A 24149-nucleotide genomic window follows, 5' to 3' on the forward strand; every position below is an offset into this window, starting at 1 on the left:
AAAATGACCCAGCCCCACGGCGGCCCGCCTCCCGAGGCGGGCCGGCCGCCGTCGCGCGTTGCCGTTGCCCAGGATCCGCCGGGCCAGACGACGACGGCGGGAGCCCACCTTCCCGCCCGCGCCGACGGCGTCCAGCTGATGGGCACCGCAGAGGGGTCCGGCTACCGCGAACCGCCCGCCCTGGTGCGGCGCGCCGACGGCCAGACCCTCCAGCTGACCAGGCTCCTGTACCTGGTGCTGGAGGCCGCCGACGGGACGCAGGATCTTGAGGGCATCGCCCGGCACGTCAGCGAAGGCTCCGGGCGGCTGGTCAGCGCGGACAACGTGCGGACCCTGATGGATTCGCAGCTGCTGCCGATGGGTGTGCTCCGGCTTGCGGACGGCAGCCAGCCGGAGGTCAGGAAGTCCAACCCGCTGCTGGGCCTGCGGTTCCGCTACATCGTGTCCGATCCCGAGCGCACCCGCAGGATCACCGCCCCGTTCGCCGTGCTGTTCCACCCGCTGCTGGTGGTGGCCGTGACGGCTGCGTTCCTGGCCGCGTGCTGGTGGGTGCTGATGGTCAAGGGGCTCGGCTCGGCCACGCATGAGGCGTTCGAACAGCCCGCCCTGCTGCTGCTGATCCTCGCCGTCACCATCCTGTCCGCCGGCTTCCACGAATTCGGCCACGCCGCCGCCACCCGCAAGGGCGGTGCAACGCCGGGAGCCATGGGCGCCGGGCTGTACCTGCTGTGGCCGGCGTTCTTCACCGACGTCACCGATTCCTACCGCCTGGGCCGCGGCGGCAGGATCCGCACGGACCTGGGCGGGCTGTACTTCAACGCCATCGTTGCCGTGGCCATCATGGGGCTGTGGTGGGCTACCGGCTTCGACGCGCTGCTGCTGGTGGTGGTCACGCAGATCCTGCAGATGGTCCGCCAGCTCATCCCGCTGGTGAAGTACGACGGCTACCACATCCTGGCCGACGCCACCGGCGTCCCGGACCTCTTCCAGCGCATCAAACCCACCCTCCTGGGGATCCTGCCCTGGCGGTGGGGAAACCCGGAAAGCAAAGTCCTCAAGCCGTGGGCGCGGGCCGTGGTCACCGTGTGGGTGCTGGTAACCGTCCCGGTGCTGCTGTTCAGCATGGTGATGATGGTGCTGTCACTGCCGCGGCTGCTTGCCACGGGCTGGGCGAGTGTGGGCAAGCAGCAGGAGATGCTGGGGGCGTCGCTCGCCAGCGGGGACGTTCTGGGCGCCGCCGTCCGGGCGGTGGCCATTGTCATTGTGGCCATCCCGGTACTGGGGCTGGTGTACATCGTGGTGCGGCTGCTGCGGCAGCTGGTCACCGGGCTGTGGAAGAAGACCCGCGGCAAGGCGCTGCAGCGCACCGCGGCCATGACTTTGGTTGGTGCTTTGTTGGCCGGCCTCGCCTGGGCATGGTGGCCCGACGGCGGGACGTACCGTCCGGTGCAGGCGTACGAACGCGGGACGCTGGGGGACGCCACCCGCGCCATCCTTCCCGTCCGCGACGCAGGGGAACTGCGGCCGGGCGGCACCGGGCAGGCGGTGGCGTTGTGGCCGGCCGGTGCCACGAAGCCCACGCGGGACAACCCGCAGCTGAGCATGGTGCTGGTGCCGGTGGGGGAGCCTGCTGCTGCCCCCACTGGCGGCACGGATGCTGCTGTGGCGCCCGCGGCGCCGTCCTGGGTGTTCCCGTTCGACCGTCCCGCCGCCCCGGAAGCCGACGCGAACCAGGCGCTCGCCGTCAACACCACGGACGGCTCCGTTGCCTACAGCGTGGCGTTCGCGCTGGTGTGGGCGGAGGACGGAGCACCCGTCACCACTGCCAACGAGGCCTACGCGTTCGCCAACTGCTCGGGCTGCGCGGCGGTGGCCGTTGGGTTCCAGGTGGTCCTGGTGGTGGGGCAGACGGATGTGATCGTGCCGGAAAATCTCTCCGCGGCGGCCAACTACAACTGCCTCGACTGCCTAACGTACGCCCTGGCCAGCCAGCTGGTCCTGACACTCGACGGGCCGCTGGACGGGGACAGCAAGCAGCAGCTTGAGGCGCTCTGGGCGCAGATTGCCGAGTACGGCCGGAACATCCGCGACGTCCCGCTCTCCGAAATCCAGGCCACCCTCAACGGGTTCAAGGAGCAGATCACGGCCATCGTCAAGGGTTCTCCGGCTGCGGGCGGCACATCTGTTGCGACCACTCCACCCACCGCCGGGCCCAGTGGCGGGCCTTCCACAGCCTCTACGTCCTCGCCTGCCCCGGGCGGGGCCACAGCTCCGGCCGGTACACCTGCCGAGACGTTCGCCCCCGCCCCGGCCGCGACTCCCTTACCCACCGCACCGGCGAGCCAGCCTGCCGGAGGTGGGCAGCCGACGTCGTCCGTGGACAATGCGACTCCGGCACCCACACTGGGTTCGGGTACGGGGGAGACGGTCGCCCCGACGTCCGGAGCCGGCTGACCCTGCGGCGGCGTTTTCGCTGCGCATGGCCGTTGACGCTGCGCATGTTCGTTGACGCACCCTCTATCTGGGCCGCGACATCGAATGTGCGCGTCGAAAGTGGTGACGGCCCCCTGGCAAACCTCGGTTCCTACCGGGTATCCACGTCCTCGAACACCAGGAACGTCTGGGTATCCAGGACGCCGGGCATGGACTGCAGCTGGTCGAAGATGACCCGGCGGAGGTCGATGTTGTCCACGGCGCGGACCAGGAGGATGACGTCGAAGTCGCCGCCCACCAGGGCGATGTGGTGCACCTCGGGGATGGCGCCCAGCTGGTCCCGCAGCTCCCGCCAGGAGTCCTGCTTGAGCTTGAGCGTCACGTAGGCGGAGGACTTGAGCCCGGCCTTGATGGGATCCACCACGGCCGTGAACCGGGACAGCACGCCCTCGGACGTGAGCCGGTTGATCCGGGTATAGGCATGTGCCCGGGAGATGTGGACGTTCTCCGCCACCTGCGTCACGGACATCCGGCCGTCCCGGGTGAGCTCTGCGATGATGCTCCTGTCGATGTCGTCCAGCTCCACCGGTTCTGCCCGGCCGTCCCTCGCCGCCATCCGTTTCCAATTCCTGCCGTAAGCCAGCTCACATTTACAAATCGTCTCCCAGTGTAGGCATTGGGAAACAGTTTTGTGCCGTGTACGGAGGTGGCGATACAAAAACCTTTGTAAACGAGCTCCCGTAAGAATAGTGAACTGGAGTACCGCGGCGCTTTAGCGGCGTGATGGGCCTGGATAACGGGACGTGAGGCTGTCCCTGGTCCTTGTGCTGCAGTGGAGGATTGGTGCGAGAAACGCTGCTGCGAGCTGCGGCAGCCCATCCTGCAGGTTCGCCGTGGTGGCGTTGCTGCGCAATTCGGCCTCGAGGTCAATGGCCAGGGAGGCCAGTAGCTCCGCCCCCACCATTTGGCTGGAGGTCTTCAAGCTCAGTACGGCGTCAAACGAGGCCGCCAAGTCCCCGGTGGTAAGGGCGTGGCGCAGCCGTTCTATTCTCCCCGGGAGGCAGCGGACAAACTCGGCGACGAAGATGCGGGTGTAGCCGCGGTCGTCCTCCAGTTCCACCTTCAGCCGTTCAAGCACCAAGTGGTCCACCACCGCGCGCTCGGCCTGAGCCGTGGGGGCAGGAAGCATCCTTACCGGCGGAGTCTTGAATTCGTGGGACGGGGATGTCATGGGGGTCATGCGTACTGCCTTGGGGTAGGGGGTGGCTTTTCGGCACAAAAGTTTTCGAAAAGAGATATTGGAATCCCTGAGGGGACTGTTGCCTTTGGGCTTAGGATCAGTGCGAAGTACTGAGTTTGAAGCGCCGCACTGGGAGTGGCGTTAGAAGTTCGTGGTTTCTTGGATGTTTTTGCTGCTTGGTCTCAATGGGTGCTTGCCACCAGGTCTCGGGGAGTGCAATTGAATACTTTGGGGTTTCGTTCGCGCGTAATAGCAAGCCACTGGCGGCTTGTGCTTGCTGTTGTTGTTTCATGCCTGGTGGCTGCGGTGTTGTTGATCATTCCTTCCAGATCAGCGGTTCCTCCGGCCGAAGCCGCGGATCCGGCGGGTGAGTGGGTTTCCTTGGCCGCCGGACCTGTCCCGGCGAGCAATCCCCTGGCAGGATTCGTTCCGTACGCCGGCAGTTACAACGGGGTGCCCCATTCCATGGAGTGGTTTTACGTGCCTGTCAGCTCCGTAGTGACCGGACCGGGCACATACAACTGGTCAGGTTTTGAAGCACAGCTGAACGCCATCGCCGGGCGCGGCCACCAGTCGGTCTTCAGGTTCTACCTGGACTATCCGGGGAAGCCCTCCGGCGTCCCCGCATACCTCCTGAACTCCGGCCTCGCCACCCATGCCTACTGGGACCACGGCAACGGCGGAATCAGCGTCTCCCCGAACTACGACGACCCCCGCCTGCTGGACGCCATGGACGGTTTCATCGCCGCCCTGGGGTCCCGCTACAACGGCGATCCGCGGATCGGGTTCATCCAGATGGGCCTCCTGGGCTTCTGGGGCGAATGGCACACCTACCCTCATGACGGGTGGGCCTCCTCCGAGAACTGGCTCGCATCGCCGGCCTCCCAGCAGCGCGTGTTGCAGGCCTACACGAAGGCCTTCACCACAACCAAGCTCCAGGTCAGGTACCCGGACGCCGTCAATAGCAGCCTGAACGTGGGCTACCACGACGACTCCTTCGCAGTGAGCACGTTGCCAGGTACCGGGTGGCATTTCATGGACAAAATGGCGCAGGCCGGCGCCACCCAGAAGTGGCTCACCCAGCCGGTGGGCGGAGAACTCCGGCCCGAAATCCAGCACTGCATTTTCGACGCTCCCATGCTCTGCCCCGTGGTGGAAAGCGGTGCCGACATCAGATTCACGGACAGCGTGCAAGCCACCCACGCCTCCTGGCTCCTGAACCAGCACGGCTTCAGCCCCGGCTACACGGGACAGGCACTCAGCAACGCCACCGCCGCGGCCCAGTCCCTGGGTTACCGGTTCCACGCGACCTCCTTCGCCGTCACCCGCGGAACCGTGGCCGGCCAGAGCGATGTCAGTGTCATGGTCAGCAACGTGGGGGTGGCACCTTTCTATTACGACTGGCCGGTGCAGATTGCCGCCGTGGACAGCGCAGGAAACATGGTCCGAACCTGGGCAACCTCGTGGAAGCTCAGCGCCGTTAAGCCGGGGATGTCGGTCCAGTGGAAGTCTCCTGTCAGCACCACCGGGCTGGCCGCGGGCACTTACACCCTTCTGGTGCGCGCCGTGAATCCTCTGTCCAACGGCGTGCCCCTTCGCTTCGCCAACGCATCCCAGGACCAGACCAAGGCCGGATGGCTGACGCTGGGGCGCAAGTACCTCCCTGTTCCCTGAACGCCCGACGGCGGCAGGTAACTTACGCCGTCGGGCGCGTCATGCAGGCAGGGCCTTCGCCCGGTATCCGTCCGGGTTGTGCTGCTGCCAGCGCCACGCGTCCGCGCACATGGTCTCCAGCGTCTCCGACGCTGTCCAGCCAAGGTCCCGGAGGGCGCTGGAAGGATCGGCCAGGCTGACGGGGGCGTCTCCCGGGCGCCGTTCCACGATTTCGTAGGGCACGCTGGTGCCGGAGGCGGCCTCGAAGGCGTGGATGATTTCCAGCACGGAGTAGCCCTGGCCCGTCCCGAGGTTCCACGTATGCAACCCGTGGTGTTCGGCCAGGTAGTCCAACGCTGCAGCGTGGCCTGCGGCGAGGTCCATGACGTGGATGTAGTCGCGGACCCCTGTTCCGTCAGGGGTGGGGTAGTCATGCCCGAAAACACTGACCTTGTCCCTGCGGCCCACAGCCACTTGGGTGACGAAGGGGAACAGGTTGTTGGGCGGGCCCTGCGGGTCCTCACCGATGAGGCCCGATGGGTGGGCGCCGACGGGATTGAAGTAGCGCAGAAGTGCTATCCGCCACCGGTTATCAGCCGCCTGGAGATCCACCAGGATCTCCTCGATGTGCTGCTTGGTCCGGCCGTACGGATTCGTCGCCCGCAGCGGGAAGTCCTCCCGCAGCGGCATCTCGGGATTCGCGCCGTACACAGTGGCCGACGAGCTGAACACCAGGTTCCGGACGCCGTAGGTGTCCATGGTTTCCAGGAGGGTCAGTGTTCCGCTGACGTTGTTCCCGTAGTAGCGAAGGGGCTGGTCCACGGACTCGCCCACAGCCTTGAAGCCGGCAAAATGGATGACCGCCTCAATATCGTCCTGGTTAAAGATCCGCTCAAGGCATGACCTGTCCGCGATGTCCCCTTCAACAAAGGCGATCTCCCGTCCGGTCAGTTTCTCCACACGCAGCAGTGATTCCGACAAGGAATTGCTAAGGTTGTCGATAACGGTGATGTCGTGCCCGGCTTCGAGGAGCCGCAGGATGGTGTGCGATCCAATGTACCCGCAGCCGCCGGTGATGAGAATCCTAATTGTTCTGCCCTCGCTGATAAATGACGCCCCGCTGTGCAGGCAGGACCACTGATGACGGGGCCGGGTTTCCGGCAGCATCCGCCAGGCCGGCCGGCACCTTGACCTTGTGCCGGCGGCGGCCGTCCTTGTTGAAGTTCACGGCCGCCCAGCCGTTGCTGAATTCGCGGGACCAGACGTGGTTGCGGCCCTTGGGTTCTTCCGCCGGACTGCCCAGGCTCCAGTCGAGTTCAGGGATGTGCTGGGTGCGGCTGTAATCGTCGTGGGCTGTTGCCGAATACGATCCCCGGCCGGCGCCGAAGATCCAGAAGGCCGCCAGCCCGTACGTGAAGTTGGGATGGGTGTCATCCCCGTCGGTGGGGACGCGCAGGATCGACAGGCCGGGCCCTTCGACCTGCCCCAGCTGCGCTTCGGCTGTCACGGGATCGAATAGGTTGGCAGGACCATAGCCCAGCCATACTTCTTCGAAGCCGCCCCCGTAGGCCGCGTGGGAAGCCCACCGGCCCGGAATTCGGCGTGACTCGGCAATGTTGGGAACCAGTATCTTTCCGACGCTGTTCAGTGACGTGCCGGCGGCGTGGACCAGGAGGTCGAGGCCGTGGCGCAGGTCCTCCATGGAGTCGGCCTCCCGGATGGGAAGGTTCAGCTGGTAATAGTCCTCGAAGACGTCGTTATCAGCCATCACCCCGTCGAAGGGCGAATCCGCCAGCTCTGCGGAGACGTTTTCAACCCAGCGTTCCCGGTACGCAGGATCCAGCACGTTCATCTGCCAGTGCCCGCCGTAGCCGTTCCACTGGATGCGAGATCCGTCCAGCCGGGTGGCGAACCAGCCGCCGCCCTGCTGCTCGGCCTCCTGGTAGGAAATTCCTGAACTGTAAACCGGACCGGGCTCGTAGTCGCGGGTGGAGGACAGGCATTTGTAGCACAGCACTGTCATATCCGGGCGGAGCCGCTTCAGCTGGGCTGCCGCGTCCGTCTCCCAAGGCTGGAGGATGGCTGAGCGGTAGTGCCTGGCCGCAAACTCCAGCTGGTCCGGGGTGATGGGATCGCCGTACCTGATCCAGGCGCCAACACCGCTCACAGCTCTGCCGGGACCTTTTCGTCCATCAGCTCAGCCATTTCGTCGAGGACGGGAAGATCGCCCAGGGCGCGGTAGATCTGGTTGTACGAGGACATGACCTCGTGCATTTGGAAGAGCTCCTGGACCCGGGTGCGGGCGTTGGCTGCATAGGCCGCGTACTCATCCAGGTTGCCGATCACGGCCTGGATCCCGGCAGCCATCTGGTGGACATCGCCAGGGGTGACGGTTTCGCCGCAGGGGCCGATGGTGCGCCCGTCCGGCGTGATGAGGTTGTCCGCGATCTGCTGGGCAACGCCTCCCACGTCCGAACCAACGGTGGGGATACCGGCTGCCATGGCCTCGAGGATAACGATGGGCTGGCCCTCGTTGTAGCTGGGCAGGACCAGGAGGTCGAACTGGTCCAGCATGTCCCGCACGTGGACCGTGCCGTGGATGGTGACGTGGTCAGTGAGGCCCAGGGCCTCGATCTTTGCGAGGCATGCCTCGTAGTATTCGGGCACGTGCTCGGTGGGGCCCAGGACGTCCAAGTGGATGTTGGGGTAGCCGCGGTCCCTCAGGATTTCGAGGCTGGAAAGCAGGTCAAGGAGTCCCTTGATGGGTACCACGCGGGCGATGTAGACGAGGTGCCAGACGTAGTCCGAGCCTTCCTTTTCCATCGTTGCCAGCGCCTGCTGCCGGGCACGGTACTTGTCATCGAACTCTTCGATGACCATGCCGTTGGGCACCACCACCGACTTGTCGATGTCGGTGCCCAGGCGGGCAGCTTCGGTAATGGCGCTGGGGTACAGGTAGGTGATCAGACGGGCGCTGGGGTAGCAGAAACGGCCCATTTCGGTCCACCACGCCATCCAGGCGCGCTGGTCAGGGGTCACGTCGAAGGTGCGGTAATCGTCCTCCGTGATGGACAGCGCCATGTTGCGGTCCAGCAGGGTATTGACCGTGTCGCGGACGTAGAGGTTGTGCTCGGTCAGCAGGAACGACGTGTCGTGGTCACGTGCTGCGGCTGCGCCCAGCAGTGAGGCATACCCGGTTGTGTGGGCGTGGTAGACGCTGGCACGGGGCATCGTCTCGCCGAGGACGGCATATGCCAGGGAGAAGAAGTTCCGCAGGGTCCAGAAGGAGTTGGACAGGGAAAGGTTCAGCTGTGGCATCCGCTCCTGCAATGCCTGCATGAACTCCCTGGAGCCCAGGAGGGCCCAGAGGGGGTACTGTCGGGTCCGTTCGTTCATGCCTTCGTCGATCAGCTTCCACAGCCCGTCAACGTCGCCGTATTCGGAGAGCGCATAAAGCGAATCAAATAGCCGGTGGGAGAGCTGCTCGCGCTGCTGGGGAGTCATGCCCAGGTCCTTGGCAGATACCGCAAGGAAATCCTGCCGGTGTTCTTCCATGCTGAGGAACACGGTGCGGACCCACCGGACATTGGCGGGCATGCCGTAGAGGTCCGTTAGCGGGGAGTTTGAGTCCCAGGTGATGTGGATGATGCCGTAGCTCAGGTCAGGGTTGTGGGTCACGATGTCGTGGACCACTGCGGACACCCCGCCTTTGAGGAACGGGTAAGTGGACTCCATGACGATGGCTACGTCAACGTCTTCGTACTCAGGCTCCGCAGCCGTGGCAGGCCGGGAGGTCCGCAGTGGCAGGATGTCCTTGGGCAGGATGTCTGGTCTTATCAGTGTCGAGTACAAAATGTTCCCCTTATGCTTTCAAGAAGTCAGGCGTGGTGTTGTGATGAAGCTATGGCCGGTGACCGGGCGGGCAGTTACCAGCTGGTGGCGTGACGCCAGAAGAGTGTGTATTCCGGCTGGCTCCAGTGGTGCTTGTAGAACATCCAGGCGATGGCGATGAGGATGAAGTCCACGGCTCCCAGCAGCAGGTAGCTTCCGGCCGCGCCGGCCAGGGGGCCGAACAGTCCGCCGGCAATGAACGCGAGGACACAGACAGCCAGGTGAACGGCACCAATAAGCTGCGGTGTCACTTTTTCGCCAATGAAGTCAAGCTCGTAGCTCAAAAGGGTGAGGACCATGAAGCCCCAGGATGCCGCTGCAGCTGCCACCGCCAGCACTGTCTGCGCCGGATCGACGCCGGCCATCACCAGTGCGACGGTCAGCGTCAACAGCGCGGCGATGGCGCCGGTGAGCAGCACGGACCTGTCAACCACCCGGGTGAGCCGGCGTGAGCTGCCCTTGAGTGCGCTGATGGGTGCCTCGGCGATGTCCTTGTGGAGCCGGCCCAGGGCCTTGTCCACGGTGGGGGCCAGCTGGACGAAGTAGAAGTTGTACGCCACTACGGCGGGCAGCATTGCGGCGAAGACAGCGACGACGTTGAAGTCACCCTTGGTCACGGCGAACAGGGCGAACTTGTCAGCCCACAGGACGGCTCCCATGAAGATGCCGCGGACCAGGTCCTGGCCCACTACGCGCATGCTGAGGCGCTGGACGAAGCCAAGGTGGCGGAGTCCGCTGCGCATGGCCACGATCTGGGTGACGGTGCCCACCAGCGGCGGGAGCCACCACGTGGTGGGCGATACAAAGAGCGCGGCAGCGTAGCCGGACCAGGCCAAGGCCCACAGACCGCGGCGATTGGCCACGTTGGCCAGGACCAGCGACTGAACGAACAGCAGGTGCAGGACGCACAGAATCACGTAGTGCAGAATTACCGATGCTGACCATCCGGTGGCCAACCACATGGGAACGGCGAAGGCGGCGATCAGTGGAAGTGTCTGCAGGAAGATGGTGGGCCAGTACTGGCAGAACCGCCGGGTGATGGCGGCCAGATCCTGCCCTGCCATGAGGTCCCCCAGAATCCGGTAGATGGGCAGGCAGGCTGCCTGCGCCATCCACGGCACGGTGATGGAGGATGCCAGCACCACCAGGGTCAGCGGCACCCCGTCCACGTCCACCGCTGCCATGGTGGGGCTGACCACCGGGTAGACGATGTTCAGCAGAAGCACGGGGGACAAATACAGGAGCAGCTGGGCGCCCAGACGCTCGGTGGCCCGCTGATTGCCGAAGCGGTCCCGTCCGGCGATGCCCGGCCTGAGGATCAGGGCAAGGGCCAGGAGCATGGGAAGGACGGCTGCCACGAAGACGGGCAGCTGGTAACCGGTGGAAAAGAACTGGACGGCGAAGGGTACGCAAGCCGACAACACCAGTCCCGCGAGAATGATCATGGACATTTGACGTGCATACGTATCTTGCAGCAGGGACTTCAAAAGATGTGGTTCTTTCCTCTAGGTCTAACTGGGATGGCCTGGGGCCACGGCGGCGGGCCGCAGCGGAACCGCAGCCTGTTGTTTCAGGGCATGAAAATGCCTGCCGGTCTGTCTTCGATGACAGGCCCGGCAGGCGGTGGATGATCCAACTGACAGTCGACGTGGAAGTCGGACAGGTGACGGAGCCGACGACGGACTGGGGGGGCCAACCCGGTCTCAGGGAGTTGGCTACCGCCGTCGGCTCCAGCAGGAGCCCGGCCCCTGCGGAGGAGGCCGGAAATTTGGACAATCCCAATTACACAGGCAAACGCAATAAATCTGCACGGGTAGCGGGTACTCTATTTTCAAAATGGCACTACTTGGTTCCCTAAAACCCAGCAAACCAGCTAATTCTCAGATTTTTCTGGGATGCGGCTCAAGACTTGGTAAACGTGTGGACTACTTCTCAGGATTTCCTCAGTAACCTGACGGTTTTAGCCGCATGAGAGCATCACCGCAGGTCAGGCCGTCTCGACGCGCGTGAGAGCGGCTGCGCTAGCGCGCGAACCGTACGGCATGGCGAACATGTTACTGCTTTTATGACTACATTTTTCCGTGTGATTAAGGTCTCGTGAAAGGCGGCTGGTGAATGAGTGGAAAGCGTTTCCTCATTGAAATATGCCGTCTGACAAGCAAAAATCCACCGACTTTAGTAGCTTGGCAGGTTAGAGAAAGAGGCAAATGTGAAGATTGTCATTTTGCTGGCCAGTAATTGGCTTTGCCGTCTTGCCGGGCGCGTTTATAGGGTTCTCCCATGACTAAGGGAAGATCTGTGACCAAAGCCGTCATTCCTGCTGCCGGATTGGGAACTCGCTTCCTGCCCGCCACCAAGGCAATGCCGAAGGAGATGCTGCCGGTGGTTGACCGCCCGGCCATCCAGTATGTGGTGGAAGAAGCCATCAAGTCCGGTTTGGACGACGTCCTGATGATTACGGGCCGCAGCAAGCGTGCCCTGGAAGACCACTTTGACCGTGCCCCTGGATTGGAGCGCCTGCTGGAGCAGAAGGGCGATAAGGACCGGCTGCAGTCCATCCAGGATGCGTCCGAACTGGGCCCGATTCACTATGTCCGTCAGGGTGAGGCGAAGGGACTTGGCCACGCTGTGTTGTGCGCCAAGCAGCACGTTGGCGATGAGCCGTTCGCGGTGCTGCTGGGTGATGACCTCATTGATGAGGCTGAGGACCTGCTGAGCACCATGATCGATGTGCAGCAGAAGACCGGGGGATCTGTCATCGCCCTGATCGAAGTGGAACCGTCTCAAATCAGCGCCTACGGCTGCGCCGACATCACGGCCGTTGAGGGCGAGGACTACGTCCGCGTCAACAGCCTGGTGGAGAAGCCCGCTGTGGAGGAAGCGCCGTCGAACCTCGCCGTCATCGGACGCTATGTGCTGCACCCGTCCGTGTTCGGTGTGCTGGAGAACACCCCGCCGGGCCGGGGTAATGAAATCCAGCTCACCGACGCCCTGCAGTCCCTTGCTGCGGGCGACAGTGAAGGGGCCGGGGTTTATGGCGTGGTGTTCAAGGGCCGTCGCTTCGATACCGGAGACAAACTCAGCTACCTCAAAGCCGTCATCACCCTCGCGTCCGAGCGCGTCGAATTCGGCGAAGACCTGAAGGCCTGGATGAAGGACTTCATCAACTAAGCATCATTAACCCGGTCCATCCATGCACAGCGCGGCGCCGAATACCTGAGGAAGGAAGCAGGAGTAGGCAGCCGCGCTGTGGTGCGCGGATGGTCAGGTAAGCAGTAAGGGCCACTGGGGAGGGCATGCCGGATCAGACCATTGCCGGAGCTCCGCGACGTAAGGAGATTTATGGGGCAGCGCGGCGTGGCGGTGGTGATTGAGGATGAAGCCACCAACAGGATGGCCCTGACCGACCTGTTGAAACAGTCAGGGTTCTCCGTTCATCCGGCGGCAACGGCCTCCGAAGGGCTTGCCAAGGTGACTGAGCACCAGCCCGACCTGGTCACCGTGGACATCGGCCTGCCGGACTTTGACGGGATCGAGGTGTCCCGGCGCATCCGCACCTTCAGCGACGCCTACGTCATCATCGTCAGCGCCCGGTCCGAGGAGGCGGATGCGCTCCTTGGGTTCGAGGCAGGCGCCGACGACTACCTGGTCAAGCCCTTCCGGGCCCGCGAGTTCAAAGCCCGCGTGCGGGCAATGTTCCGGCGGCCCCGGACCCTGGAAGATCCAGCCGCAGCCCACCAGGACCACGGAACCCCAGACGCCGGCCCTGACGAAGCAATTCACCTGCGTCCCGCCGTCGGCCATTCTTTAGAACCATCAATGCACGCTGCTGAGCAGAGACAAATCGATTTTTCGCACCGAGGGCTCACCCTGCATGAAGGATCCCGGCAGGCCGCCGTTGATGGACGGTCCGTGATCCTGACGCGGAGCCAATTCGATATCCTCCTGGCCCTCATGGAAAACGGGCGAACCATCCAGACGAAGGCGGATCTGGTCCACCGGCTCCGCAACGAGCCGTACAACACCGGAGGCTTCGTCAGTGCCAAGGAAGAGCGTGCCGTGGAGGTCCAGGTCAGCAACCTCCGCAAGCGCCTCGGCGAGACGCCGCGGAGGCCGCGGTGGATCGAGACGGTCCACGGGGTGGGCTACCGGATGACGCCCTAGCGACACCACCCCCTCGAGACGTGCCCTCTTAGCGGCTTGGTGCGCCGGAGACGCTGGCACTCCAGGTCACGCCGAACCGGTCCGTGAGCATGCCGAACCCGGGGCTCCATGCCGAGGCAGCCAGCGGCTCTACGATGACGGCGTCCGCAGCCAGATTGTCCCAGTACCCCTGCAGCTCGTCCAGGCTTTCGGACTCTATGGAGACGAACAGGGCCTGCTCTGTAACCGTGGTGTTGTTCTCGCGCCGGGTGGACCCGCCGCCGGCAAGGGAGCCCCCGCTCTGACCGGGAATGTCGTATCCCATCACTCGGAAGCCGTTCTCCGAGGTGACCAGCCCGAACACCACGTTGTCGGCACCCGGCAGCCCCGCCGGCATGCCGAAATCAGCGTAGGTGTTCAGGACGGTGTGGCCGCCGAACACGGACTGGTAGAACTCCAAGGCCTGGCGGGCGTCGCCGCGGAAGTTGAGATGGGTGGTTGTCTGCATGCTGGTTGTACTCCTTTGTGGTTGCGGCCTGCTCCGGCCGATGAACCCAGCATGGCAAGGGTGCAGGTCAGTTTCTGTCCGGGACTGAAGCGTAGGGTGATGTCATGTCCACTTCCTCGCGGCTGCTAAGTCTGTTGTCCCTGCTGCAGACCCGCCGGGACTGGCCGGGAACCGTGCTGGCCACCCGCCTGAAGATCAGCGATCGGACCGTACGCCGTGACATTGACCGGCTGCGGGAGATGGGATACAGCATCCAGACCACCATGGGCCCCGACGGCGGGTACCGGCTGGATGCCGGAAGCGAGCTGCCGCCGCTGCTCTTCGACGACGAACAGGCGCTCGCCGTCGCCATCGCCCTGCAGACGGCCCCCGCCATGGGCGCCGGAATCGAAGAAGCCGCCATCCGCGCCCTGGGCACCATCCGCCAGATCATTCCCTCACGGCTCCGGCACCGCCTCGACGCGCTTAAGGTGACCGCCATTGGCCCATCGGCCGATGGCGTTCCCAGGAACATCTCGCTGGACATCCTGGTTGTCCTGGCAAACTCCATCCGCGACAGGGAGACCCTCCGGTTCGACTACGCGCACGTTGGCGCAACCATCACGGTGGACCCGGGGCCAGCCCCACCCCGCCGTGTTGAGCCGCATCACCTGTTTACCGCCCGAGGGCGGTGGTACCTCATGGGGTGGGACCTGGGCCGGGACGACTGGCGCCTTTTCCGGGTGGACCGCATCCAGCCACGCACCCCGCCCGGGCCCCGCTTCACTCCGCGCACTCTTCCCGGCGGCGACCTTAGGGACTTCGTCTCCGCCCGCTTCAAAGGATCCAGCGCCAACCAGTGGCCATGCACGGGAACAGTGATCCTGCACCTGCCAGCGGACCGCGTCCTCCCGTTCGCCGGCGACGGAACAGTCACCGCCATTGACGGACACACCTGCAGCCTTGAAGCAGGTGCCTGGTCCTGGGCGGCGCTGGCCGCCACGATTGGACGGTTCGACGCACCCATGGAGGTGGTGGGGCCGCCTGAGCTGGCTTCTGCGTTCGCCATCCTTGCCGAGCGCTTCGCAACCACAGGCCAGAGCGCCCCTGCGTAATCCTGCATGAAGGAAGTGCCCCAATCGACCGGGCGCCGCCATTTCGTCCACGACCCCTCCCGTAAGCCAGCTCACATTTACAGATCGTCTCCCATTTCACCCCTCGAGAAGCATCTTCTCCACGATTCCCGCAGGTGCTGGATACGAAACCTGCCGCAGGTCAATACTTGGAAGGAATAGTGGCAACAGAAGGACGGACCAATGACGATCTCCGCGAACCACACGGCCCCGGAAACCGCCCGTAACACCGGGCCGGACAACGCCCTCTCCGAGGCAGTCAAGAAGTTCGGCATCACCGCCGAGGACTACATGCTGCCGGCCCGGCACCAGATTGAGATGGTGGACCCGGACGGCCGGCTCAAGCCCCAAGGTGAGCAGGGCACCGAACCCGGCCACGAATACCCCGTGCCCGGCGATAAGGAACTGCTGGCAGCGTACGAAAAGCTCGTCGTCGGCCGCCGCGTCAATGACCAGAACTCCGCCCTGGTCCGGCAGGGCCGTATGGCCGTCTACCCGTCCAGCCACGGCCAGGAGGCGTGCCAGGTGGCCGCCGCCCTGTGCCTCGCGGACGGCGACTGGATGTTCCCCACTTACCGTGACGCCGTGGCCGTGATGACCCGCGGCGTGGACCCCGTCCAGGTGATGACCATCTTCCGCGGCGACTGGCACGGCGGCTACGATCCGCTCCAGTATAAAGTGGGCATCCAGTCCACGCCGCTGACCACCCAGCTGCTCCACGCCGTCGGCGTCGCCCATGCCGCGAAGCTGCGCGGTGAGGACACCGTGGTGCTGGCCATGTGCGGCGACGGCGCCACCAGCGAAGGCGACTTCCACGAGGCCCTCAACTTCGCCGCCGTCTTCCACCTGCCCGTCATCTTCTTCGTCCAGAACAACAAGTACGCCATCTCGGTGCCGCTGGCGCACCAGTCCGTGGCGCCGTCGCTCGCGCACAAAGCCGTGGGCTACGGCATGGCTGGCGAACGCGTGGACGGCAACGACGTGGTGGCGCTCCTCGCCGTCCTGGACCGCGCCGTTGCGTTGTGCCGCGATGGCTCCGGCCCGCTGCTGGTGGAAGCCAACACCTACCGCATGCAGGCCCACACCAACGCCGACGACGACACCCGCTACCGGGAAAGCGCCGAGGTTGCCGAGTGGCGGGCCAAGGACCCGGTGAACCGGATGCGGACGTACCTCACCGGCCAGGGGATTTTGGACGACGACGGCGAGGTCCGGATCCGCGCGAAGGCTGAGGCGGTTGCCGCGCAGCTGCGCGAGGGCCTCAGCGAGGACGTGCCCGTGGACCCGCAGGAACTTTTCCGCCACGTCTTTGCCCAGCAGACCCCGCAGCTGAAGGAACAGTCCGACATGCTCGCCGACGAACTCGCCCGCGACGCTGCGTCCACAACTGACTCAAAGGAGGCCGGCAAGTGAGCCCCACCGTCACCACCTCGTCCGAGGCCAACGGCAACGTTTCCGCCGCCACGGCCCGGGCCGCCGCCTCCGCCGCGGCAACCGCCGAAGCCACGGGCCCGCAGCCGGTCACCATGGCCAAGGCACTGAACACCGCCCTGGCCGACGCCATGCACGCCGATTCCTCCGTCCTGATGTTCGGCGAGGACGTGGGCATGCTGGGCGGCGTCTTCCGCATCACCGACGGCCTCACCGCAACGTTCGGCGAGCAGCGCTGCTTCGACACCCCGCTGGCCGAATCCGGCATCGTGGGCATGGCCGTGGGCATGGCCATCAACGGCATGCGCCCGGTGATCGAGATGCAGTTCGACGCATTCGCCTACCCGGCGTTCGAGCAGATCGTCAGCCACGTGGCCAAAATGCACAACCGCACCCGCGGGACCGTGAAGCTGCCCCTGGTGATCCGCATCCCGTACGGCGGCGGCATCGGCGGAGTGGAGCACCACTGCGATTCGTCCGAGGCCTACTACGCCCACACCGCAGGCCTGAAGGTCTACACCCCCGCCACCGTGGCTGACGGCTACCGGATGCTCCGCGAAGCCATCGATTCCGACGATCCCGTGGTCTTCATGGAACCCAAGAAGATGTACTGGACCAAGGACTCCGTGGACCTCGGCGAGCTGCGCCGCCTTCATGAGCAAGGCGCGACGGCGGGACTTGGCTCCGAGGGGAGGGCCGCCGTCGCGCGTCCCGGCACCGACGCGACGCTGATTGCGTACGGCCCGTCCGTGCCCACCGCCCTGGCCGCGGCCGAAGCCGCTGCGCTGGAGGGGCGCTCGCTGGAAGTGATCGACGTGCGGACCATCGTGCCGTTCGACGACGCGACTGTGTGCGAGTCGGTGCGGAAGACCGGCCGGGCCGTGGTGATCGCCGAGGCGCACGGGTTCGCGTCCGTGGCCTCCGAGATCGTGGCCCGGGTGCAGGAACGTTGCTTCCACTACCTGGCCGCGCCCATCCGCCGTGTGACCGGGTTCGACGTGCCGTACCCGGCGCCGAAACTCGAGAAGTATTACCTGCCCGGCGTGGACCGTATCCTCGACGCCGTTGACGACCTGCAGTGGGAGAACTGATTTCTATGAGCGAGACGCGTGTGTTCCTGCTGCCGGACCTGGGCGAAGGGCTTACCGAGGCCGAGCTGGTGTCCTGGCACGTTGCTGTTGGCGATTCGATTGAGGTGGACCAGCCCATCGCCGAGGTGGAGACGGCCAAATCCGCTGTTGAGGTGCCGTCCCCCTACGCCGGGATCGTGGCCGAGCTGCACGGCAAGCCGGGGGAGACCCTGGACGTGGGGAAGCCGCTGATCTCGGTGACGCCTGTTTCCTCTGGTGCTGGGGTCACCACGGATGATGCCGCCCCCGCCCCTTCGCCGGACGGCCATGCTGCAAGCAGCGTGCCGTCCGGCTCCGACAGGCCCGATGCCACTCCCGGGGCGGCATCATCCGCGGCGACTGCGGCCGAGGCGACAGCCGAGGCCTACCGGGAAGAAGAAAAGGCCGGATCCGGGAACGTCCTGATCGGCTACGGAACCCCGGGCGGCCACGCTGCTGCCAAGCGGACGCGGCTGCCAAAAGCTTCCGTCTCCGTTCTTGAGCCGGCCGAAACCCAGCCTGCGGACAAGGCCGCCGACGACCTCACCCTCCTGCGCACCCGCGTCCCCGGCAAGCTGGGGGCCGTCATTTCCCCGCTGGTCCGGCGGATGGCCCGCGAACATGGCGTGGACCTGGGGGAGCTGCACGGTTCCGGGGAGAGCGGCCTGATCATGCGCCGCGATGTGGAGAAGGCCATCAGTGCTCCGGTGATTGAGCCTGCCGAAACCAAGCCCGCCGCGCTGGTTGAGCCTGTCGAAACGAAGCCCGCACCGGTGGTTGAGCCTGCCGAAACCAAAGAAACCCGGGGCCGTGACGCCCGCACGGGGCTCGCCATCTCCACCCGCACGCCGGTTCGGGGAGTCCGGAAGGTAGTGGCCGCCACCATGTCCCGCAGCCGGTCGGAGATTCCGGAAGCCACGGTGTGGGTGGACGTGGATGCCACCGGGCTGATGGAACTTCGGGAAGGCATGAAGGCCGGCGGGGCTGCAGTTCCGGGTCTGCTGGCATTCATCGCGCGGTTTTGTCACAGCCGGGCTAAAAAAGTACCCGGAGCTGAACACGCGGATCGAGTCTGCTGGCGACGGGTCCCAGGAGATCGTCGGGTTCGACGGCGTAAACCTCGGCATCGCCGCCCAGACCGACCGCGGACTGGTGGTTCCCTCGGTTCGTTCCGCGGAGAAGCTGAGCGCCCGGGAGCTGGACGCGGAGATCCGCCGGCTGACCGACGTCGCACGCGAAGGCAAGGCGACCCCCACGGAGCTGGGCAGTGGCACCTTCACGCTGAACAACTACGGTGTGTTCGGCGTGGACGGCTCGGCGGCGATCATCAACCACCCCGAGGTGGCGATCCTGGGCGTGGGCCGGATCATCGACAAGCCGTGGGTGGTCAACGGCGAGCTGGCGGTCCGCAAGGTCACCGAGTTGACCCTTACCTTCGACCACCGGGTCTGCGATGGCGGCACGGCGGCCGGCTTCCTCCGCTTCGTGGCAGACGCAATCGAAAACCCCACCACCCTCCTCGCCGACATCTAACCCCCACCGACGCGCGCTCACTTGTGGTGGTGTTTTCCCAAACGCGCGCTCACTCGTGGTGGTCTTCCCGACTCACATATCCGCTGAATGAACTTTTTCCTCCCGACCCCTTTACGCTCGGGCGGCAATCGTTTTAGAGTCGGTTCTGTCATAGTCCGGATGGACGCCAGAGGCGTTCGGGAAGGGGGGAGTGCATCACCGCTGACCATAATCTGAAGACAAATGATCACTACGTTGAAGGCCCCTCCTAGGAGGGGCCTTCCCCTTTGTCCGGCGACTTCCTGATCCGGGCCACCCCCGGCAGGCATGGGGCCCTGCGGGCGTGGCCCCGGGCTCAGCCAAGGACCCATGGGTACAATCGACGACTACACGAACGCACACTGCTTTGCCGGAGGTACGGAGAAACAATGTCGGAATGGCTTGAGGTCGGCGCGGACAACTACGTGCTGGTCACCGAGGGATCGCTGCTGAACACCGGACTGATCGTCGGGACCGAACGGGCCATGGTGATCGACACCGGCTGCGGCCCACGCCAGGGCAAGGAAATCCTGGACGCGGTCAGGGAAAAGACCCAGCTGCCCCTCGTCGTCGTTAACACCCACGCGCACTACGACCACTTCTTCGGCAACGCGGTGTTCGCCGAAGCCGGCGTCACGGAATTCTGGGGCCACGAGAACTGCGCCACCGAGATCGACCAGCGCGGTGACCTGCAGCGGCGCTTCGTCGGCACGCTGGAACCTGAGATGTCCACCGGCGAGGGCGAGAACGTGGAGCTCGTGGTGCCCAACGCCATCGTCCGCGACCAGCCGGTGCTGGTGGACCTCGGCGGCGTCACCGCCACACTGTTCTACCTGGGCCGCGGCCACACCGACGGCGACCTGCTGGTGGGCACTCCCACCACCTTGTACGTGGGCGACCTCGTGGAACAGGGAGCCCACCCGTCCTTCGAAGACTCGTTCCCCGAGGAGTGGGCGGACGCGCTCCGGCACATCTCGGCCCTCCGCCACCGCTACGAGTACCTGATCCCCGGGCACGGCAACCCGTGCAGCGACGGGTTCGTCAAGACCATGGCCAACACGCTGACCACCGCGGTCCGCCAGGCCCGCCAGTCCATCCGCGACACCCCGGACGATGCCACCAAGGCCATCCCCGTGCTGCCCTATGGGCCGGAACAGTCCCGCTGGTTCATCAAGCGCCTCCAGGAAACCCACCGGGAGAACTGACCAGGCGGACACGCCACGACGCGAGAAGCCCCGCGGGGGATATCACTTTCCGCGGGGCTGCTCTGCCGCATCCGTACCCAGCGGAAGGTTCCCCTAACGGGCCGTCGCCCGTGGGTTTTAACGGGTCCAACAACCGGCCCACCGGCGCGGAGAGTCCAGGACACATGCAGGGTCCTCCCAGCTCCATCACCCTAGGATGGAGCCCATGAAGGCTGCCCGAGATGCCCGGTCCGTTGCCGTGGTGATCAACGCCGGCGCACGCCTCGGGGCCGCGGCTCCGGACCTGGCGGTGGACACGCTGCGGAACGCGGGCCTGCCCGTCACCGCCGTGCACCGCATCCTGTCCGGCACGGACCTGCCCGGGACCCTTGACCGGGTGATGGCCGAAAACCACGACCTCGTGGTGGTGGGCGGCGGCGACGGTACCGTCTCCTTCGCTGCCGGACGGCTCGCCGGGACCGGCACCGTGCTGGGCGTCCTGCCGCTGGGAACAGCCAACGACCTCGCCCGCACCCTGGAGATTCCCAGCACCCTGCCCGCCGCCTGCGCCGCGCTCGCCGACGGAAAAGTGGTGGACATCGACCTTGGCCGGGTCAACGGCCAGCCCTTCCTCAACGTCGCCTCCGTGGGCCTCTCGGTGGGCGTCACCGAAACACTCAGCCCCCGGCTGAAGCGCCGCCTCGGCCCGCTCGCCTACGCCGTCGCAGCCGTCCGCGCCTACGCCCGGCACCAGCCGTTCCGGGCACGCCTCGAATTCCCCGAGGGCGACCACCAGGCCATCGAGCTCGAGAACCTGCTGCAGGTGGCCGTGGGCAACGGCAAGCACTACGGGGGCGGGAATGCCGTCTCACCCACCGCCGGCATCGACGACCACACCCTCGACATCTACGCCATCCCCGGCGCACCGCTGCGCGAACACATGCGCATCGCCCGGCTCCTCAAGGACGGCAGCTTCGTGGAACGCAGCGACGTGCACCACGCGACCACCCAGCGCGTCCGGCTGGTCACCGACCCGCCCATGCCGGTCAACCTCGACGGCGAAATCGCCACGGTCACGCCCGCGGACTTCACGATCGAGCGCAACGCCGTCCACGTCGTCGTGCCGCAGGGCAGCACCGCCGCGGTACTGGACGGGTAGCCCGCCCCGCGCCGCTTTCTTGACCCGGCCAGCGTCAAACGGAAACGTACGACGGCGGCCGCGCGCCGCCGTCGTACGTCTTCTCACGTGAAAGTGGGTCCGCCGTCCGCGGCCAGGAACGCGTCCAGCTCCGCCGACCGGTGCGCGGCGAAAGCCTTGTCCGCGTTGGCCTTGGTGCTGGCAAGCACCGGTATCTCGAGGCGGGCGTGGCAGCCGCGGCAGCGGATCTCGTGCGTCCACACCCAGCTGTACGCGGAGTGGATTTCCCTGACCTGCTGCAGGGCGGACGTGATTGCTTCCGTTGTGGCCACAAAGTGTGCCGCGTCCTCGCTGCTGAGGCTGCTACCAATTCCGATGTCGATGCTCATCGTCGCCTCTTTTCCGTAATAGCCGGATGGTGCTGTTGACAGTAGTGGCTGTTTCCCGGCTTAGGAACTGCCCGGAGGTCACGGTTGCCTAACGCCCGGGCGCCGGGAGGCTGAACAGGAACGTTGCGTCTTGACGGCGGACTACTTCCATGGTTAGTTAGTCAAGTAAGTAACCAACTGGCCGGGAGGTCGCCTGATGGATGAAGGCAAACCACTCTTCGTGCAGATCGCCGAACAGGTCGAAGCCTCGATCCTGGACGGAAGCATCGCCGAGGAGTCACAGGCGCCGTCAACAAACGAGCTCGCCGTGTTCCACCGGATCAATCCGGCAACTGCGGCCAAGGGCGTGAACATGCTCGTGGACAAAGGCGTGCTGTACAAGCGCCGGGGCATCGGCATGTTCGTTGCCCCGGGTGCCCGCGAACTCCTACTCAAGGAGCGTCGCAGCGATTTTGCTGAGCGGTATGTGCAACCCCTGCTGGCCGAAGCCCGCAGGATCGGGCTCGGGCCCGAAGACGTCGCGGACCTGGTCCGCACCGGTGCCGGCGCTGAACCGGCAAAACCATAAACCTGCCAGATCGAAGGACGCGATGAACTCCGTAATACAGGTCAGGAACCTCACCAAGCGATACAAAGACGCGCTCGCCCTGGACGGTGTCAGCTTCGACATCGAGCAGGACGCCATCTACGGCCTGCTGGGACGCAACGGCGCCGGCAAGACCACCGCCATGTCCATCCTCACTGCCCAGAACCTGCCCACCAGCGGCGAGGTGCGCGTGTTCGGCGAAAACCCATATGAGAACGCCCGGGTCCTCAGCCGCATGTGCTTCGTCCGGGAAAGCCAGAAATACCCGGACGACGCCACCCCGCGCCACGCCTTCGCGGCCGCCCGGCTGTTCTTTCCCCGGTGGGACCAGGGCCTGGCGGACGAACTCATTGACGATTTCCAGCTCCCGCTGAAACGGACCATCAAGAAGCTCTCCCGCGGGCAGCTCTCAGCCGTAGGGGTCATCATCGGCCTGGCATCCCGGGCGGAGGTCACGTTCTTTGACGAGCCGTACCTGGGCCTCGACGCAGTGGCCCGGCAGATCTTCTACGACCGGCTGCTGGCCGACTACGCCGAAGTCCCGCGGACCATCCTGCTCTCCAGCCACCTCATCGACGAAGTCTCCAACCTGATCGAACGGGTGCTCCTGATCGACGACGGCCGCATCATCATGGACGAATCGGCCGATGACGCTCGCGCCCTCGCCACCAACGTGGTGGGCGACGCCGCCGCTGTGGAGCGGGTGGTGAACGGCCGGGAAGTCATCCACCGCGAAGGCCTGGGCCGCGTGGCATCGGTGACCTTCCTGGGCCGCCTGGACGGTGGCGAACGCGCCGCGGTGGTTGCCGACGGCCTCGAACTGGCGCCGGTCTCACTGCAGCAACTCATTGTGCGCCTGACCCAGCATCGGTCAGCCGGCCGCCCGGGCGCGGACGGCTTCGGTTCCAACAACTCCGGCCCGAGCCGCTCCGGCACGAAGAGCCCCAGCACGAACACCTCAGACGCGGATACCCAGGAAGGAAGCCTGCGATGACAACCCTTGATTCCGGCGCAGCCCTGCAACACCAGGTGCCGCGCAACCGCATGCTCAACGTAGTCCGGCTGCAGTTCGTCAACACCCAGACGTTCATCTGGGTGCCGGCGCTGGTGCTGGGCGGCTCGTGGGTGCTGTCCATGATGATCTTCTGGATCATCGGCGGCGCCGGCGTCACCGAGGTCAAGGCCGGCGGCGGTTCCCAGGCACCCCTGTGGTACTTCCTCGCCATCGGCATCCAAGCCATGACCATGACGTTCCCGTTCTCGCAGGCCATGAGCCTCACGCGGCGGGAGTTCTTCCTGGGCTCCCTCGCGGCGGCGGCGGTCAGCGGGCTGGGCATGTCCCTGGTGTTCGTGCTGCTGGGCCTGTTCGAGCAGGCCACCGGCGGCTACGGGATCAACGGCTACTTCGCCTACCTGGACTGGGTATGGGCGGCAGGTCCGTTCGCCGCCGGGCTGACCTACCTGACGGCCACCCTGTTCTTCTTCACCATCGGCTTCTGGTTCGCCACCATCTTCAAGCGGTTCGGCGCCCTGGGGCTCACCATCGTCCTGCTGGCGCTCGGCCTCGCACTGGTCGGCTTCATTGCCCTGGTGACGTTCCAGCAGGCATGGCCGGCCGTGGGCCAATGGTTCACGGACACCGGAGCGCTGGGCCTGACGCTGTGGGCCATTCCGGTCACCGGGCTGCTCGCCGTCGGTTCCTACCTCACCCTGCGCAGGATGCCCGCCTGAGTCCGGAACGGCCTGAACCACCGCAAGGGAAGGACGCACGACGGCGGCCG

20 protein-coding genes and 1 pseudogene are annotated in these 24149 nt (G+C 65.4%); 13 read left to right on the forward strand and 8 right to left on the reverse strand.

Going from position 1 to position 24149, the window contains the following annotated elements:
- Positions 1–3: 3 nt before the first annotated feature.
- Positions 4–2454, forward strand: coding sequence for a hypothetical protein (locus OVA06_RS03675; RefSeq protein WP_268156399.1), 2451 nt, complete (start codon positions 4–6; stop codon positions 2452–2454).
- Positions 2455–2584: 130 nt separating this feature from the next.
- Here OVA06_RS03675 and OVA06_RS03680 read toward each other — a convergent pair whose 3' ends face one another.
- Together OVA06_RS03680 and OVA06_RS03685 are read right to left on the reverse strand one after the other, a co-directional pair.
- A complete protein-coding gene (locus tag OVA06_RS03680) occupies positions 2585–3049 on the reverse strand; it encodes an Lrp/AsnC family transcriptional regulator (RefSeq protein WP_268156401.1) in 465 nt (154 codons plus the stop codon).
- Between the two features lie 156 nt (positions 3050–3205).
- Positions 3206–3673: an Hpt domain-containing protein gene (locus OVA06_RS03685; protein WP_268156403.1), complete on the reverse strand. Its 468-nt coding sequence runs from the start codon at positions 3671–3673 to the stop codon at positions 3206–3208.
- Between the two features lie 480 nt (positions 3674–4153).
- Between OVA06_RS03685 and OVA06_RS03690 the strand changes: the two genes are divergently transcribed.
- Positions 4154–5347 (forward strand): DUF4832 domain-containing protein, encoded by a 1194-nt coding sequence (locus OVA06_RS03690; protein WP_268156405.1) that lies wholly within the window; start codon positions 4154–4156, stop codon positions 5345–5347.
- 39 nt (positions 5348–5386) lie between these two features.
- On the opposite strand, the gene galE is transcribed toward OVA06_RS03690, so the two are convergent.
- The 4 genes from galE to OVA06_RS03710 form a co-directional block, all read right to left on the reverse strand.
- Positions 5387–6415: a UDP-glucose 4-epimerase GalE gene (gene galE, locus OVA06_RS03695; RefSeq protein WP_268160621.1), complete on the reverse strand. Its 1029-nt coding sequence runs from the start codon at positions 6413–6415 to the stop codon at positions 5387–5389.
- The gene (locus OVA06_RS03700) at positions 6411–7493 is read right to left on the reverse strand and encodes a putative glycoside hydrolase (RefSeq protein WP_268156406.1); all 1083 of its coding nucleotides are present in this window, start codon (positions 7491–7493) and stop codon (positions 6411–6413) included. Before OVA06_RS03700 ends, galE begins: the two co-directional genes overlap by 5 nt.
- Positions 7490–9178: a GT4 family glycosyltransferase PelF gene (gene pelF, locus OVA06_RS03705; protein WP_268156407.1), complete on the reverse strand. Its 1689-nt coding sequence runs from the start codon at positions 9176–9178 to the stop codon at positions 7490–7492. Before pelF ends, OVA06_RS03700 begins: the two co-directional genes overlap by 4 nt.
- Positions 9179–9252: 74 nt before the next feature.
- Positions 9253–10668: a hypothetical protein gene (locus OVA06_RS03710; protein WP_268156408.1), complete on the reverse strand. Its 1416-nt coding sequence runs from the start codon at positions 10666–10668 to the stop codon at positions 9253–9255.
- An 829-nt stretch (positions 10669–11497) separates the two neighbouring features.
- Here OVA06_RS03710 and galU point away from each other — a divergent pair.
- On the forward strand, positions 11498–12388 hold the full coding sequence (gene galU, locus OVA06_RS03715) for a UTP--glucose-1-phosphate uridylyltransferase GalU (protein ID WP_268156410.1): 891 nt from the start codon (positions 11498–11500) through the stop codon (positions 12386–12388).
- A gap of 171 nt (positions 12389–12559) precedes the next feature.
- Positions 12560–13381, forward strand: a complete 822-nt coding sequence (locus OVA06_RS03720) for a response regulator transcription factor (RefSeq protein ID WP_268156412.1) — start codon at positions 12560–12562, stop codon at positions 13379–13381.
- A gap of 28 nt (positions 13382–13409) precedes the next feature.
- Here OVA06_RS03720 and OVA06_RS03725 read toward each other — a convergent pair whose 3' ends face one another.
- Entirely contained in the window at positions 13410–13868 is a 459-nt protein-coding gene (locus tag OVA06_RS03725; protein ID WP_268156413.1) for a VOC family protein, read from the reverse strand.
- Between the two features lie 104 nt (positions 13869–13972).
- Between OVA06_RS03725 and OVA06_RS03730 the strand changes: the two genes are divergently transcribed.
- The 6 genes and pseudogenes from OVA06_RS03730 (at position 13973) to OVA06_RS03755 (ending at position 21414) form a co-directional block, all read left to right on the forward strand.
- Positions 13973–14962 carry a helix-turn-helix transcriptional regulator gene (locus OVA06_RS03730; protein ID WP_268156414.1) on the forward strand — a complete coding sequence of 330 codons (990 nt, stop codon included), beginning with the start codon at positions 13973–13975 and terminating at the stop codon, positions 14960–14962.
- A gap of 201 nt (positions 14963–15163) precedes the next feature.
- Positions 15164–16393: a thiamine pyrophosphate-dependent dehydrogenase E1 component subunit alpha gene (locus tag OVA06_RS03735; RefSeq protein ID WP_268156415.1), complete on the forward strand. Its 1230-nt coding sequence runs from the start codon at positions 15164–15166 to the stop codon at positions 16391–16393.
- Positions 16390–17502 (forward strand): alpha-ketoacid dehydrogenase subunit beta, encoded by a 1113-nt coding sequence (locus tag OVA06_RS03740; RefSeq protein ID WP_268156416.1) that lies wholly within the window; start codon positions 16390–16392, stop codon positions 17500–17502. Before OVA06_RS03735 ends, OVA06_RS03740 begins: the two co-directional genes overlap by 4 nt.
- 5 nt (positions 17503–17507) lie before the next feature.
- A pseudogene (locus tag OVA06_RS03745) lies at positions 17508–19053 on the forward strand (dihydrolipoamide acetyltransferase family protein).
- Positions 19054–19460: 407 nt separating this feature from the next.
- The gene (locus OVA06_RS03750; RefSeq protein WP_268156418.1) at positions 19461–20276 is read left to right on the forward strand and encodes an MBL fold metallo-hydrolase; all 816 of its coding nucleotides are present in this window, start codon (positions 19461–19463) and stop codon (positions 20274–20276) included.
- 205 nt (positions 20277–20481) lie between these two features.
- Positions 20482–21414 carry a lipid kinase gene (locus OVA06_RS03755; protein WP_268156419.1) on the forward strand — a complete coding sequence of 311 codons (933 nt, stop codon included), beginning with the start codon at positions 20482–20484 and terminating at the stop codon, positions 21412–21414.
- An 83-nt stretch (positions 21415–21497) separates the two neighbouring features.
- Here the strand turns inward: OVA06_RS03755 and OVA06_RS03760 are convergent, their stop codons facing one another.
- A complete protein-coding gene (locus OVA06_RS03760; protein ID WP_268156420.1) occupies positions 21498–21782 on the reverse strand; it encodes a hypothetical protein in 285 nt (94 codons plus the stop codon).
- Positions 21783–21975: 193 nt separating this feature from the next.
- Here OVA06_RS03760 and OVA06_RS03765 point away from each other — a divergent pair, with 193 nt between their 5' ends.
- The 3 genes from OVA06_RS03765 to OVA06_RS03775 are packed head-to-tail and all read left to right on the forward strand — an operon-like array spanning position 21976 to position 24099.
- Positions 21976–22350 carry a GntR family transcriptional regulator gene (locus OVA06_RS03765; RefSeq protein WP_091722428.1) on the forward strand — a complete coding sequence of 125 codons (375 nt, stop codon included), beginning with the start codon at positions 21976–21978 and terminating at the stop codon, positions 22348–22350.
- Between the two features lie 22 nt (positions 22351–22372).
- A complete protein-coding gene (locus OVA06_RS03770; RefSeq protein WP_268156422.1) occupies positions 22373–23362 on the forward strand; it encodes an ABC transporter ATP-binding protein in 990 nt (329 codons plus the stop codon).
- Complete coding sequence (locus OVA06_RS03775) at positions 23359–24099, forward strand: hypothetical protein (protein WP_268156424.1); 741 nt, start codon at positions 23359–23361, stop codon at positions 24097–24099. The genes OVA06_RS03770 and OVA06_RS03775 overlap by 4 nt, the downstream gene beginning before the upstream one ends.
- Positions 24100–24149 lie beyond the last annotated feature (50 nt).

Origin of the sequence: Pseudarthrobacter sp. SL88 (genome assembly GCF_026672455.1) — a bacterium.
GTDB lineage: Bacteria > Actinomycetota > Actinomycetes > Actinomycetales > Micrococcaceae > Arthrobacter.